The organism is Flavobacterium saccharophilum, assembly GCF_900142735.1.
GTDB lineage: Bacteria > Bacteroidota > Bacteroidia > Flavobacteriales > Flavobacteriaceae > Flavobacterium > Flavobacterium saccharophilum.
In genome coordinates this window covers 1-14,603 of record NZ_FRBY01000006.1, presented here as the reverse complement: position 1 = coordinate 14,603, position 14,603 = coordinate 1, and the positions used below count along the sequence as shown (strand labels likewise).

Annotated in this window: 10 protein-coding genes; 4 read left to right on the top strand and 6 right to left on the bottom strand. The window is 32.6% G+C overall.

All coding sequences use genetic code 11. The features are described 5' to 3' along the window. Positions 1 to 3: 3 nt before the first annotated feature. Positions 4 to 2,562 carry a tetratricopeptide repeat-containing sensor histidine kinase gene (locus BUA98_RS18625; RefSeq protein ID WP_072975034.1) on the bottom strand — a complete coding sequence of 853 codons (2,559 nt, stop codon included), beginning with the start codon at positions 2,560 to 2,562 and terminating at the stop codon, positions 4 to 6. Between the two features lie 93 nt (positions 2,563 to 2,655). Between BUA98_RS18625 and BUA98_RS18620 the strand changes: the two genes are divergently transcribed. Beyond that, complete coding sequence (locus tag BUA98_RS18620; RefSeq protein WP_072975032.1) at positions 2,656 to 4,629, top strand: sigma 54-interacting response regulator; 1,974 nt, start codon at positions 2,656 to 2,658, stop codon at positions 4,627 to 4,629. Here the strand turns inward: BUA98_RS18620 and BUA98_RS18615 are convergent. After that, positions 4,626 to 5,411 (bottom strand): alpha/beta hydrolase, encoded by a 786-nt coding sequence (locus BUA98_RS18615; protein WP_072975030.1) that lies wholly within the window; start codon positions 5,409 to 5,411, stop codon positions 4,626 to 4,628. The genes BUA98_RS18620 and BUA98_RS18615 overlap by 4 nt on opposite strands. A gap of 208 nt (positions 5,412 to 5,619) precedes the next feature. Between BUA98_RS18615 and BUA98_RS18610 the strand changes: the two genes are divergently transcribed. Beyond that, positions 5,620 to 6,855, top strand: a complete 1,236-nt coding sequence (locus BUA98_RS18610) for a polysaccharide deacetylase family protein (RefSeq protein ID WP_086065447.1) — start codon at positions 5,620 to 5,622, stop codon at positions 6,853 to 6,855. A 39-nt stretch (positions 6,856 to 6,894) separates the two neighbouring features. Here BUA98_RS18610 and BUA98_RS18605 read toward each other — a convergent pair whose 3' ends face one another. From BUA98_RS18605 to BUA98_RS18590, 4 genes are all read right to left on the bottom strand, one after another. Continuing rightward, entirely contained in the window at positions 6,895 to 10,431 is a 3,537-nt protein-coding gene (locus BUA98_RS18605) for an ABC transporter permease/M1 family aminopeptidase (RefSeq protein ID WP_072975027.1), read from the bottom strand. Positions 10,432 to 10,435: 4 nt separating this feature from the next. Then, positions 10,436 to 11,320 carry an ABC transporter ATP-binding protein gene (locus tag BUA98_RS18600; protein ID WP_072975026.1) on the bottom strand — a complete coding sequence of 295 codons (885 nt, stop codon included), beginning with the start codon at positions 11,318 to 11,320 and terminating at the stop codon, positions 10,436 to 10,438. Between the two features lie 117 nt (positions 11,321 to 11,437). After that, positions 11,438 to 11,644: a helix-turn-helix domain-containing protein gene (locus BUA98_RS18595; RefSeq protein WP_072975024.1), complete on the bottom strand. Its 207-nt coding sequence runs from the start codon at positions 11,642 to 11,644 to the stop codon at positions 11,438 to 11,440. A 2-nt stretch (positions 11,645 to 11,646) separates the two neighbouring features. Next, positions 11,647 to 12,162 (bottom strand): DUF2975 domain-containing protein, encoded by a 516-nt coding sequence (locus tag BUA98_RS18590; RefSeq protein WP_072975023.1) that lies wholly within the window; start codon positions 12,160 to 12,162, stop codon positions 11,647 to 11,649. A 173-nt stretch (positions 12,163 to 12,335) separates the two neighbouring features. Here BUA98_RS18590 and BUA98_RS18585 point away from each other — a divergent pair, with 173 nt between their 5' ends. Together BUA98_RS18585 and BUA98_RS18575 are read left to right on the top strand one after the other, a co-directional pair. Beyond that, complete coding sequence (locus BUA98_RS18585; protein WP_072975021.1) at positions 12,336 to 13,349, top strand: LLM class flavin-dependent oxidoreductase; 1,014 nt, start codon at positions 12,336 to 12,338, stop codon at positions 13,347 to 13,349. 309 nt (positions 13,350 to 13,658) lie between these two features. After that, the gene (locus BUA98_RS18575; protein WP_139257026.1) at positions 13,659 to 14,123 is read left to right on the top strand and encodes a hypothetical protein; all 465 of its coding nucleotides are present in this window, start codon (positions 13,659 to 13,661) and stop codon (positions 14,121 to 14,123) included. Positions 14,124 to 14,603 lie beyond the last annotated feature (480 nt).

The window sequence follows — 14,603 nt, the reverse complement described above, 5'->3', positions numbered from 1 at the left end:
GTTTTAAATCATTTGTCTTTTTTGATTTATCGGAAATTCTTGCGAAAATTCAATTTTTAAAATCGTTCCATTATTATTTTCCATCGTAAATTTTGCTTCCAAATCATCGCTTAAACCCTTTATTAAACTCATTCCGAATGAGTTTGCTTTCGTATCTGTAAAATCAGTTTCAGCTCCAATTCCGTTATCTGAAATGGTTAATAAATATCGGTTTTCTGCTATTGCTTCGAGCGTCACATAAATCATTCCTGTTCGATCATTTGGAAAAGCATATTTAATTGAATTCGTAATGGCTTCATTCAAAATAAGTCCTAGAGGAACGGCCTGCGCCACATCCAATTCTAATGGAGCAACTTTTATTTCAAAACGAATTCTTTGTGCAAGCGAAAAGGACTCCTTTAAATATTCGACCAATTCTTTGATGTAATTCGGCATATTAATCGTCGCAATATTCTCAGAATTATATAATTTTTGATGAATCAATGACATTGAATGAATTCTGTGCTGACTGTTTTTTATAGCCGACAAAGCCATATCATTATCCAAATAAGCTGATTGCGAATTGAGCAGACTTATAACGGTCTGAAGATTGTTTTTTACACGATGATGAATCTCTTTTAATAGCCATTCTTTTTCATCTAATAAATGTCTTAGGTTGAGGTTTTTTTGATTGATTTCTCTTTCTTTTAATTCCAGTTTAGCGTGATTTCGTTGTTTTAAACGATAACGATTATAAAGCAAACCAATCGTAAATAAAAGCAAAATCAAACTTCCAATCGCCAAATTATTTAAGAGTTTTGATTTTTGTAATTCACTTTCCTGCAGTTTCGATTGGTCGTTTAAAAGTGCAATTTTCTGTTCTTTATTTTTAGTTTCATATTGAATTTTTAATTCTTCAATTTGTTTGTTTTTATCGACTCCAATAATTGAATCGCTTATTCTTTTATAATTTTTAAAATGCTCTAATGAACCTTTGTAATTTCCGTTAATAGAGTCAGTTTTGTATAATAAACGTTGAAATGCCTCTGAATTATATGTCCCTTTATTGACCTTAAAAAGTGTAAATATTTTATCTGTGTAAAATTTAGCTTTCTGAACTTTATTTATATTAATATAAAATAAAGACATCATGGTATATTGGTGGACAATTTCTCTAAAAGTTTCAGGAGTATTTAATTGTTTGGCATAATAATCTGTTTCATTAAAAAACTTTTCAGCCCGAACATTATCTTTAAGTGCCTCGTAACAATTGGCTTTTATATAAGCCACAGACATCTTATCAAAAGTAGTTTTTGGAGGATATTTTGATGTTAGCGAATTTATGTAAGCAATAGCCTCTTTATTTTTTCCTTTAATTGATAAAGCAGCAACAGCACCATAAAAACTTTTGTACCAAGTACCGGTATCTAAGGTTTGCTGTCCAATTTCAATGCTTTTTTTATATAGTTCTAGTGCTTCTTCATTATGGCCTATAAAATTATAAACATCACCTAATCGCATATAAAAAATATCCCCAAAAGTATAGTCTTTTTCGGCCTCCATTCTTTTTACGCTTTTTAGTGCATAATACATAGCACTTTTCATATTGTGCTGATACAAGTCAATATAAACTATTGTAGTTTCTGCGAATTGTTGATGTGTGAAATTAATTTTTCGCAAATCAGCTAAATTTTGCTGCAGTCTCTTTTTTGCTTCATTGATTCTTCCGGTCCAAAAATAGATAGTCGTAATTTTCATATAAGACTCTATTCTTTTTTCTTCTAATCCTACACCAGCATAAAGAGAAACTGCTTCCTGCAGCATTTTTTCTTTCTCCGGATCTAAATTTGGTAATAGAGTTGCATACACATCCAGAGCATCAGCAAGACCAAGTTTGTCGTTTGTTTTTCGGCATTCGCTTATAACTTGCACAAAGTATTTTTTGCCTTCAACCTGATTATTAGCCTGAAAATAATATTTACCTAATAGTAACAAACTTTGATGTTGCCATTTTTTTATTTTAAGTTGCTTACTCAAATCGACAGCTTCCTTAATATATAAGAATGCATTTTGCAAATCTTCTGGTTTCGTTCCGGGTTTGAAAAGATAAAAATTGGTAATCTGAAGCAATAACTTAATCCGGTTTTCCTCTTTAGATTTAGCAAGAAGTTTTTTGGCCGAATTGATATTGCCTTTATCAATCAGATCATTTCCAATCAAATATGATCCATCGTTAAAACCTTCGTCATAAGCTAATGAAACGGGCAATTTATATGCTTTACAGGCTAAAACTACAGAGCTGTCAGGATCTATGGCACCTTGATTGGCGTTGAATAAATAGATAGAACAAGCCTGGATCAAAAGCCTTTTTTTCTTTAAGTCATATTTGGCAACAGAAGGTGAAGTTTGTGCTAAAGATTGTACTGCAATTGAAAGGATAAAACAGAGTGCATAAACTTGTTTCATAATTTGTTTATAATTAGGTTTTTGGATGTTTTTTATGATGAACAAATATAAATATAAAGTGGTACGGTTCTTTAGAATAATATCAGGAAAATTCACATAAAAGATATTTTTTTCCATTTAAATTTTGAATTTTTCCTGTTTTAATTACAATAATTAACTAATTTTATACCAATATCTTACGCCTGTTATAATACTAAAAATACCACATTTATGGAAACGGTTTTCGACCAGCACCTCAAATCCTCTGAAGCCACATTTAAAAAACGAATTTTAATCGTTGAAGATCAATTTATAGAAGCACATGATTTGCAGTTAATTCTCGAAAAAGCAAATTATGAAGTCATCGGAATTGCGCGTTCAGTTGATCAGGCCTTGGAACAGATTGAGATCGAAAAACCGGATTTAGTTTTCCTGGATATTATGCTGAAAGGAAATCGTAACGGAATAGAATTGGCCCAAATTCTCAAAGAAAATTATATTGGTTTTATATTTATATCAGCTAATTCCAGCAAAAAGATTTTGGATCAGGCGAAAATCACACAACCGTACGGATTTATCTTGAAGCCTTTTAGAGAACAAGATGTTTTAACTACTCTCGAAATCGCTTTTTACCGTCAGGAATATAGTTTAGAATCGCAATTAATACAGCAAATGCAATTGCAAAAAGATATGAATGAAATTTTTAATTCAAATCTTAAATGGGAAAATGCATTATTGGCATTCGGAAGAATGATACAAAATTATATTTCGTTTGATTATGTTGAAGTTGGTTTTGCGAATACAACGCATTATGCGAACCTCGGAATCATGCGTAGAAATATAGACGATTACCAGATCATCAGTCCGGAAAAATTCTCAAAAATTGCAGATATTTCTATTAAGGAATTAGATGAAACCTATAAAAAATCAAAGTTAGATTTAGAACCGGTTATATATAGTGAAGAAACGTTGATTAATAACTTTCAGGCAGCACCTATAAAAAGCCTGATTTCTCATAATTTCGGAATTAAATCATATTTGGTTTTTCCAGTTTCCATTGCAACAATACAAAGATTTTATTTCAACTTTTATAGTAGAAATTTTAATATTTATTCGGCAGAAACCTTAAAACTTTTGACGAACCTCGAAAATACATTTGCACAATTTGTTACTAAAATGTATCCAAAAACAATTTCTGAGACAGACCAAAAAGAAGCTATTATTAAAGAAGTAAAACCTTTAGATAAATCGATTGGTTTTGAAGGTATTATCGGTAATAGTCCGCAAATGATTACGGTTTTTGACTATATCAGAAAAGTGGCGCCGTCAGATACATCGGTTTTGGTTTTAGGTGAAAGTGGTACCGGAAAAGAGAAAATTGCCCAAAGTATTCATGCTTTATCACCAAGAAAAGACAAGCCTTTAATTATTATTAATTGTGGGGCTATTCCAGAAAACCTGGCCGAATCATTACTATTTGGTCATGAAAGAGGTGCTTTTACAGGCGCATTGGACAAGCGAATCGGTAAGTTTGAATTGGCAGATGGCGGAACAATTTTTTTAGATGAAATAGGAGAGATGCCCCTCGAGCTTCAGGTAAAACTATTACGCGTCTTGCAGGAAAGAGAAATTGAACGAATTGGCGGAAAATCTCCATTAAAAATTGATGTTAGAATTATTGCAGCGACTAATAAAAATCTTGAAGAAGAAGTAGCAGCCGGAAGATTTAGAATGGATTTGTATTACCGTTTACATGTTTTTCCAATTATGGTCCCGTCATTAAAAAAACGAAAAGAGGACATCCCGGATTTAGCAAATCATTTTATAAAAGTATACAGCGAGAAAATGGGACGAAAAGCACCAAATCTTTCTGATTTTGCTTTACAGCAGATTATAAATTACAATTGGCCGGGAAATATTAGAGAATTGGAACACGTAATACAGCGTGCCATTTTATTGACTGACAGTAATACAATCAAAGAAATTGAACTTTCGACAACTTCAAAAATGCACGCAGAACAAGCCAGTGAATCATTCTCTATAAAAACAATTTTGGAAAACGAAAGAGATTATATTTTGTACATCCTTAAAAAATGTAATGGAAAAATATCGGGAGCAGGAGGTGCAGCCGAAATTTTAGACATTCATCCTTCTACTTTAAATTCAAAAATCAAAAAATTAGAAATTAAAAGAGAATTAAACTAACTGATTTTTCCCAGCCAATTGGCAATAAATTCGGCTCCTTCTTTCCAATTTATTTGCCCTAAAACAAAATGATTATTGTCTTTGAATTCTTTATAACAAGTAATTGAGTGAATGTTTTTGTATTTTTTAAAATTAGAATAATTGAGAGATGACGGAATAATATTGTCATTTGAACCAGACAAAAATAACAACGGAACATGGATTTTTTTAAAGTTGATTTTTGCTGTATCGCTTAGGGCATCGCGCATGACTTGTTTAGATTCAGGAATAACTAATTTTTCATAAGATTCTTTTTGTTCTTCAAAAGACATTTCGTTTGTAAAGGCAAACTGCCATTCTTTAAAAGTCATTAAATAAGTTTTTTTTCTGGAAGTAAAATATCCCAAAGGTTTCCAGACTGCTTTGTAAAAGGAAAATTTAGAAGTGTATATTCCCTGTGGAGGTACTGAATGAATGCAAATTCCAGCTGAAGCTAATTCTCTTTGAACTAATAATTGAGTCAATAATCCTCCATAAGAGTGCCCAATCAAAATGGGTTTTTCAGGAAGTTTTGCTATAATTTCTGTATAATAATCTATTAAGGTAGATAAACGCACAGAAGCAATTTTAGAATTTGGATGTTCTTTTCTTAAAATCTCCGGCACTTCATTTTTATTTGGCCATGGTGGTGCAACCGTTTTATATCCCTTACTGTCAAAAAATATAATCCATTCTTCCCAACAAGAATGGCTTACAAATGCTCCCGTAATAAACACAATGGTTTTTGTATTAGAAAGGTACATAATAGATAGTTTGAGTTTGGCTATCTAAAAATTAGCAAACCATATGCCTGATTTGTAAAGTGTTGATTATAAAAGATTTGTTTGAATTTTGTACGATAAAAATTATTATATATCGTTAAATAAAATTTTGAACTATTGAAATATCATTTTTTAGGCAGAGTTTTTCTAAAGAACTGTATCTTTAAAAACTCTAAATCAGGCCTTTCAAATGAAAATAACACAATTACGAATGAAAGCATTTTTGTTCACGATCGTTCTGTTAATCAGTACATCATCTTATTGTTTTGGAAGTAATTCCTATTTCAAAACAGATTCTTCAAAAACAAAAACTATTTCATTCAAAATAAAACTAAAATCAGTAGAGAAAGTAAAAATTCAGGCTGCAGATTTAAAATTCAACAAACATATAGCGTATAGTTTTACAGTTGATGATGGTTATAGGTCCGCTTATTTAACGGCTTTCCCACTATTTAATGGAGGAAAAATTAGTCCGCCAATGATGAACGAATGGAAAAACGACCAGGGTGGAGACGGAACAATTTCAAAAGGACTTTTTTACTCTGACGGTTTAGGAAATAAAATTCCGTTCAAATTAGGTTTAGCAATTAATGGAGGAGCAATTGGAGATTTACCAGCAAATCGCGGCCATCTTTCGTGGTCAGAAGTAAAGGAATTATACAGTGCAGGCTGGGATATTTTAAATCACGGTCTTCATCATGCAACCAAACACGGAACTAATTTTTTAACTGAAGTGACAGAGAATACAACTTCAATAAAGCAAAATTTAGGATTTACAATGTCGCATTTTGTGGTGCCTGGCGGAGAAAGTGATCCTGGATATCATTTAGAATATGAGCGAGATGCTCTGGCAAATGGTTCTTTTTCGGTAGCATCTTATGTTGGTGCCGGACCAGTTATTAAAGTTGATAAGAAGGTAAATTTAGATAAAATGATCTATGCGCGAACTTTTATTCAAAGCTCAAAAGATACAATCGGGTTTAAAACTATGGATCGTTTTCTAACGACTTTTGATTCAGTTGCAAAATTAGCGGGGCCAATTTGGTACAACGAATTTACACATGGAGTAGGAAATTCAAATTTGTGGAATTTAAGTATGCGTTTTCCAGACTTCAAATATTATATGACAGCGATTGCAAATAAATATGGTGCAAACGGAAACGATTCAATCTGGATGGCGCCCTGGCAGGAAGTTTATGAATATATCTGGCTTCGCGATCGAATTAAAATTAATTTTGAACAAAATAATAAAGAAGGTATTGTGAAAATTGAGCTTCCTGAAATTCCGAAAAACTTTCGTTATAAAGATATTTCATTAGTAGTTGAAACTTCTTCCAGATTTGAAATCGAATCCAATTCGCCAGATTTTAAAATTTCCAGTGACGGAAAAACAAAACATAAATTGATTACAATTCATTTGAAATAATAAGAATTGAAAAGGGCTCTAATTATTAGAGCCCTTTTTTTAATTAATTTCCTTGTCGTTGTCTTTAATAAAAGTGTCGATATTTTTTAAATAAGGATCTACAACGATTAGTTGAGGTTTGGTTTTGAATTTGATTTTTCCTTCGGTTTTATTATTTTTTAGTGAAAATGGATAATAAAATAATTTTCCCTTGTCATCATAAATACCAATATCAATTGTCTTATCATTTTCAATTAATTTTCGTTTTCCAACTGCATTTTCAGCATATTTTTCGGAAGTAACTTTAAATGAAACTTCATAAAATCCATTCTTTTTTTGACTTTCAACTGAAACTATTTTTGAAGAATAAGTGATAATCTGCTTAAACATTTCATCTAATTCCCAATGCAGTTTAGGATCTGTTACAGCATAAATTTCCTTTAATAAATCTTCAGAATCAGGACTTTGGTTTGGATATTTATAATGATTCAGAAAGTTTTTCAAAGCAAGATTCACTTTTTCTTCTCCAATTAAAAGTCGTAATTGATGCATAACAAGCATTCCTTTGTCGTACGGCAAATGCGGTGTTTCATAATTTGTTTTATAGAGAGAAGTTTCAGGATCGTAGCTTCTGGCGCTTAGATATAAATCCAAATGAATTTTTAAGGTTTGCAAAGCTTTCTCTAAGCCGTGTTCTTTTTCATATAACATCAATTCTGTATATTGTGCCAGGGTTTCAGTCAAAATCCAGCTTCCTTCTTTTTGTTCCGGAGCAATCTGGGCATTTCCCCACCATTCGTGCGATAATTCGTGCGATGTTAATTGGTTGATAACATCTTCTTTATTGTTATTATTCAGGTTGCTGTAAAAACCAAAATTCTCTTTCATAAAAACCGTCGATGGATAAGAAGTCGCGGCAAATCCATCGGCGAAAGCGGAGACTTCGGCATAACGAATAGTTTTATAAGGATATTTTCCAAAATTGACCTGGCAATAATCTAAGGTGTTTTTTATACCGCTTATTAGTTTTTCGATATTTCGGGAATGTCTTTTGTCGTAATAAACTTCTATTGAAATTCCTTTATAAATTGTCTTTTTGATTTGATATTCCGCGGAAACGAAAGCAAAACGAAACGGAATTTTTCCATTTGATTTATAATGGAAATAATTGCGATTGCCTTTTTTCCATTTTGCAATTAAATCTCCCACACCAATTGCAGTTTGATTTTCAGATGTTGAAACAACAGCATCATAATCAATAAAAACATTCGGAATTATCGTTTTATCTTCTAATTTTTTAAGCGGGGTTTGAGCTGGTAAATGCCTTTTTTTGCGTTCTTTTTTGCTCTCAATTTCATTCGAAACCTGATAACCAAAAGTTGGAAAATAACGGCTGATTCTCATAAAAGAACCATTTTCGATTATAGAATTAAAAGCAGTATGTCCTTTAAACGGCGACCACGAAGATTGAAACGAAAAACTCATTTTTAATTTCTGATGCCGTTGCAAAGGCTTTGTTAAGCGATACCAGTAATGATTAAATTGTGAAACATCATCTATTTTTTTAGCATTTTGAATTTTAATAGAAGTCAGTTTCGAATTTCGATCTATATATAGGAGTAAACTATCAATTGCTTTTTCTGAATTATTGATTAATTCATACGATCCCGAAACTTCATAACGATTTTCTTCTGGAAATAAATCTACTGTACTCTTCACAGATGTGATGGTCGGCTGTGCTAAAGGAGCATATTTCTTAAAATTTAATTCATACTGTTCGCTCCAATTATTTTGATCTTCTTGGGTTATATAGGGATATTCAATATTTGTTTTGTAAAAAAGATAACTTCCAAAACCAATAAAAAGAAGAATTCCTAAAATGAAAATTGCTTTTTGAATTGCATTAAATGAATTTCGCTGAAATGATTTTAAAACCGAAGTATTTCGTTTCCATAAAATGGAGGTAAATACTATCAGAATTAAAGCCAAACCAGTATTGTATAAAATCGAAATATGAAATGAAAAAGTATATTTTCCAAAACCATTCAAATCAAAAAAATCTCTTTTAAAGGCATCACCAAATCTCAATAATGGATGTGAAATCCCTAATTGATCCCCAATTGCAGAGCTAATTAAAACAACCGTAAGTGTTGCAACTGAAAGTCCTAAATATTTGTTTTTAATGAGAGTTTGAATAAAAAGAACTAAAATCGAAATCAATAGAATGGGAAGCCCTAGATAGTACAAGATTGAAAAGTACAACCCAAATTCTATTGGAGCATTTGCATTAATGATTTGAAAACTGCATCCTATTACAATAGAAACGCCAATGATAATTAGTGCAATAGAGAAAAGTGAAATCAATTTTGCAATCAAAACCATTATTTGTGAATATGGAGTCGTATTTTCAAGCATATCAAATTTTGAATTCTCGCTCCTGTTTACTAATTCACTGCTGTAAAAAAGAATGATCAGAAGTAAAATGAAAGGCAGACGATCCATAATCGTGCTGATCATTAAAGCGGTATTGGCTATATTTTCGGCTAAACGAATTCCGCCATCAATTTCATCTGAAATTTCAATTAATAAGAGTCCGGAGAATAAAAGGAGAATCAGGATAAATGGAATTCCTTTTACAATCAAAAAGATATCCATTTTGATATTGCTTTTTAAAACAGCTATATTATGCTTGAAAGTTCTAAATTCTATTTGTTTTGGCGCTTCCGCAGAAAAGGAAATACTTTCATATTTTACGTTTTTTGATTTGCTTTTTTTGGTTTTCGATTTTCTAAAGGAAAAGACTTTATAAGAAATAAATACTAAAAGAAAAGAAATAACCAGCCATAGAATTCGGTTGACTAAAAAATTGCCGGTCAATAAAAGTAAAGTGCTATTCTTTTCGATAGACGTCCAATACCTTGTTTGTTCTAAAAAAGCAGCTAAACCAAACGGATCTATCTTTGCCGCAAAAGACATTTGCGCTGCTGAAGAAGGAGAAGCATTTGCAAAAATAGGAGAGTTAGAAAACAGAGAACCTGCAATATATAAGATGTAAATTAAGAAACCGCCAACATAGATCATTAGTTTGCTTCGCGTTGTCCACGCCAGAGCAGTTAATATAGAAAGACATAGAAAAATATTAGGTAAAACAAGTACAAGGTAAGGCCAAAAATAGTTGATCAGTTCAAAAGGACCAATTTCGTCTTTTGAAAGCCATGACATTTGATGGCCAAAAATCATCCCAAGAATGAACATCAAAAAGGAAAGTGCAGCAATTGCAAAGGCAATGATAAATTTGCTTGCCAAATAATTAAATTTTGAAATTGGAGCTGTAAAAATAATGGCATCAAATTTAGTTTCGTATTCCTTCAAAAAACTTTGAGCAACTTGTATGGTAATCGAAAATATAGTAGTCAATGAAATCAGGCCTATTGCATAAGTCAGTACGAAGGGACTATTTTTATAAGCACCAGAAAAAGAGAAATTGGCAAAAGCACTAACAAAAAAACCAAATATCAGATACAGTATAAAAGAAGCATAAAAAGTCCAGTTTCTGGTATTGTTATGCCATTCAAATTGAAGTAATTTAGAAAACATAGGACTATTTTTTAAGTTGATTTTGAGATAAAACGTTGAAATAAACGTCGCTTAAATCGGGAGAAATTAAATCGAAACCAGAATCAGGACGCTGGTCTGAGAAAACATGAATATTGAGTTTTCCAGAGTTCAAATGAGATGAAATGATGTTGAAGTTATTTTTATAATCCTTCAAATCATTTTTATGAATAGCTTTCATCCAAATTTGGTCTTTTAAAGAATCGACTGCATCATTCGGATTTCCTTCTAAAATCAATTTACCGTTAGAGATAATGGCCATTTTGGTACATAAATCACGTACGTCTTCAACAATATGAGTGGATAAAAGCACAATAATACTTTCGCCGATTTCACTTAAAAGGTTATTAAAACGGTTTCTTTCTTCAGGATCAAGTCCGGCAGTTGGTTCATCGACAATAATAATCTTCGGATTTCCAAGCAAAGCCTGAGCAATTCCGAAGCGCTGACGCATACCACCAGAAAAAGAATGTACCGCTTTGTCTTTATGCTGTAGTAAATTGGTTTGGTTTAATAAATTCAAAATCTGGTCGTGTCTTTCTTTTTTGTTGATAATACCTTTTAGAATGGCTAAGTGATCCAGCAGACGATAGGCGGAAATTTTTGGAAAAACGCCAAATTCCTGTGGGAGATAGCCAAGGTTCTCTCGAATAAACATAGGATTCTCCAGAATATTGATTCCGTTAAATTCAATTATTCCAGATGTTGGTTCCTGCAAAGCAGCAATAGTTCGCATCAAAGTAGATTTTCCTGCACCGTTTGGACCCAGCAAGCCAAACATGCCATTCCCGATTTCAAGAGATAAATTGTCAATTGCCTTAACACCGTTCTCATAAGTTTTACTGAGATTTTTGATTGATAAACTGTTCATTTTTGATTGATTTAGATGATTATATAATGATGATTTTGAAAAAAAATAGGCAATAGAATTCCATTCGGCCTATAAAAGCCGATTTTTACGTCAATAAGATTTAGATTTAAACGAGCGCTATTCGCTTACATACTCTAGAATATCACCAGGCTGGCAGTCCAATATTTTACAAATGGCTTCCAGAGTATCAAATCTGATTCCTTTTGCTTTTCCAGTTTTAAGTATCGATAAATTAGCAGGGGTAATTTCAAGCTTTTCTGCCAATTCTTTACTTTGCATCTTGCGTTTGGCAAGCATCACATCAACATTTACAATTATTGGCATAGTTATATAAATAAGTCTTGTTCGTTCTGAAGGTTTAGCCCTTGTTTAAAAATTGCTGCAAGAAAGTAAGCAAAAACACCAAGCATTCCGTGCAATACAATAAAAATAGAAACTTCATTATCTAGCGGCACAAAGAAGAAAGCAATAAACAGCACAATGCTTGGTATAAGCAAATTGGATAAATAAAAACGTCTTAAATGCTGGATCCCATTTTGAGTGAATAATTTTGGCTGATAAAAAAGCTTAAAAACATTACTGCTTAATAAAAAGAAAAGTCCATAGAGACTCAGAGGAGCTAAGAAATCAAAAAGTATATACGGAAGATTATAGTCGCCAAGCATTACTGGATGCGTAGTAAACGGATAACAAACCTGAAAATATTTTCCACCGTCTTTAAAGGTCAGGCTCCAGCCTGTAATTAAGGATAGAAGAGAGTAGCTTGCCAGTCCAAAATATACAACAGACAAAAAACGGGTAAAATAAAATAAAACTCTAGAAACGATATGAGTGGTTTTCATTTAATTGAAAGTTAGAATTATATCGCAAATGTATAATTAATTATCGTAAAACAATAATTAATTATCATTTTTTGTATTTTTTATCACAGATAAAAATATTATAATTCTCTTAACATAGCAAAATAAAAGGCATCAGTATAAATGAAGTAATTTTGTAGAAAGTAAATATATATATGAAAAACCCAATTTCAATCTCCATATTAGAACTCGCTATTATTACTGAGGATAGCAATGCCACCGAAACATTTCAAAAAACAAAAGACATAGCACAGCTAGCCGATAATTTAGGTTATAAGCGTTTTTGGCTGGCTGAACATCACAATATGGCACATGTTGCGAGCACGGCTACAGTTGTTTTAATAGGATATATTGCTGGTCATACTAAAAATATTCGTGTAGGTTCTGGCGGTATAATGTTACCGAATCATTCTCCTTTAATAGTAGCAGAGCAATTTGGAACCCTAGAGACGCTTTATCCAAACAGAATCGATTTAGGTTTAGGAAGAGCTCCGGGAACAGATCAGCCAACTGCTGAAGCCATTCGAAAAGACTTTTTTGAGCAGGCACAACGATTTCCTCAAAATGTAACCAAGCTTCAGGATTATTTTTCTGTAGAGAATGCGACAGCAAAAGTTCGCGCTTTTCCAGCCGAAGGTAAAAATATTCCCATCTGGATTTTAGGTTCAAGTATGGAAAGTGCTGCCTTGGCCGCTGCTTATGGTTTGCCGTATGCGTTTGCCGGACATTTTGCACCACGCCAAATGATACAGGCATTTGAATTCTATCGCGAAAATTTCCAGACTTCAGATGTTTTAGATAAACCAAAGACAATGGCTTGCGTCAATATCGTTGCTGCAGACACAAATGAAGAAGCCGAATTCCTTTCAACCAGTTTGTATCAAATGTTTTTAAACCTAATACGAAACGATCGTAAAGGGCTACAGCCTCCGGTTCCGTCATTGGATGATATCATGAGCGAAGAAGAACGCTTCCATGTCAATCAAATGACAGCTTGTACCTTCACAGGAAACAAAGAGCAATTAGAAATCGATCTTAAAAAGTTTATTAACTACGCTCAAATAGATGAACTAATGGTTACAAGTCCAATCTATGATCATCAGGCAAAGCTAAAAAGTATTCAAATTACCAAAGAGGCTATTGATAGTTTAAATAGTATCCATATATAAGGCATTTTTCTGCTATTATATATAAGGTACATTTTAGATCGACCCGACAGTTTAATAAAAACTGTCGGGTTTGTTTTTTGTACATATATATGTATAAGTAGAAATGCGTCATGCCTTCCTAACAGGTTTCTAAAACCTGTTAGGTCTGTTTGTACATAATATGGAAATTCTACTATAATATATAGTATAGAATATATGTGAGAGGCTGAGCGAAGGGGAAGCCTCATTTCAATTGGAATTTGGATTTCAAGATTTGGAATTTGTTTTTTAATAAGGAGCTGATCCCGCTGTTCCTTCCAATCTTTTGTGGTGAACCCCACCACAAAAGGATTTTCCCTCCCATCGGGGCTAGGGGAGCTGTTTTCAGAAGAAAATTATCGTTTCAAAGAGATAAAAAGAAGACTTTGCGCCTTTGCGTCTTTACGAGAACCTTTGAAAACAAAGAAAAACCCAGCTTTGTTTCTTTTTCAAAAGCAAGTAAAGCCCAATAAAAAGGAAAAATCAAAACTTCGTGTCCTGGTGCCTTTGTGGCAAAAATCACCAAAAACAATTCAAACCATCCAAAAGCGAGAAAATCCGGAGGAAAAAAGAAGACTTTGCGCCTTTGCGTCTTTACGAGAACCTTTGAAAACAAAGAAAAACCCAGCTTTGTGTCTTTTTCAAAAGCAAGTAAAGCCCAATAAAAAGGAAAAAATCAAAACTTCGTGTCCTGGTGCCTTTGTGGCAAAACCCACCCAAAACAGGCAAATCCAGTCAAAACCCAGAAAATGCTAAAAAAACTTTGTCTTATAAAAACCGTCATACCAGCGACTTATAAAAAAGATTGAAATTATATAATAAAAAGGCTTGCAAATGTAAATAAAGGTGGTACTTTTGCACCCGCAACAGCGATAGACGTTCACTGAAATACTGACAAGCACACGAATTTAAACTGAAAAAATATTTTCAAAAAAAGATTCCAAAAAGCTTGTGAGATTTGAAAACGGATGTTACATTTGCACCCCGCAAAACACGGAAAGTTCCTTGATAGATTGGTAAGAAAAACAAAGAAATGAGACGAAAAAAAAGTTTCAAAAAAACTTTAAAAAATTCTTGCTAATTAAAAAAGAAGTTGTAGTTTTGCACCCGCTTTGAGAAACAAGCGAAACAAGATTGAAAGATACGTTCGTAGACATATTGAATTGACAGCCGCTTTAACAGAGATGTTAGAGCAAAAGAATAAAGAGTAAGATAATCGAGAGATTAAGAAATGAA

What these genes read in the sequence shown, in the direction of transcription:
- BUA98_RS18585 (WP_072975021.1), top strand. Translation starts at nt 12,336, where the DNA reads ATGAAAAACCCAATTTCAATCTCCATATTAGAACTCGCTATTATTACT.
- BUA98_RS18625 (WP_072975034.1), bottom strand. Translation starts at nt 2,562, where the DNA reads ATGGAAAAAAATATCTTTTATGTGAATTTTCCTGATATTATTCTAAAG.
- BUA98_RS18590 (WP_072975023.1), bottom strand. Translation starts at nt 12,162, where the DNA reads ATGAAAACCACTCATATCGTTTCTAGAGTTTTATTTTATTTTACCCGT.
- BUA98_RS18595 (WP_072975024.1), bottom strand. Translation starts at nt 11,644, where the DNA reads ATGCCAATAATTGTAAATGTTGATGTGATGCTTGCCAAACGCAAGATG.
- BUA98_RS18610 (WP_086065447.1), top strand. Translation starts at nt 5,620, where the DNA reads ATGAAAATAACACAATTACGAATGAAAGCATTTTTGTTCACGATCGTT.
- BUA98_RS18605 (WP_072975027.1), bottom strand. Translation starts at nt 10,431, where the DNA reads ATGTTTTCTAAATTACTTCAATTTGAATGGCATAACAATACCAGAAAC.
- BUA98_RS18600 (WP_072975026.1), bottom strand. Translation starts at nt 11,320, where the DNA reads ATGAACAGTTTATCAATCAAAAATCTCAGTAAAACTTATGAGAACGGT.
- BUA98_RS18615 (WP_072975030.1), bottom strand. Translation starts at nt 5,411, where the DNA reads ATGTACCTTTCTAATACAAAAACCATTGTGTTTATTACGGGAGCATTT.
- BUA98_RS18620 (WP_072975032.1), top strand. Translation starts at nt 2,656, where the DNA reads ATGGAAACGGTTTTCGACCAGCACCTCAAATCCTCTGAAGCCACATTT.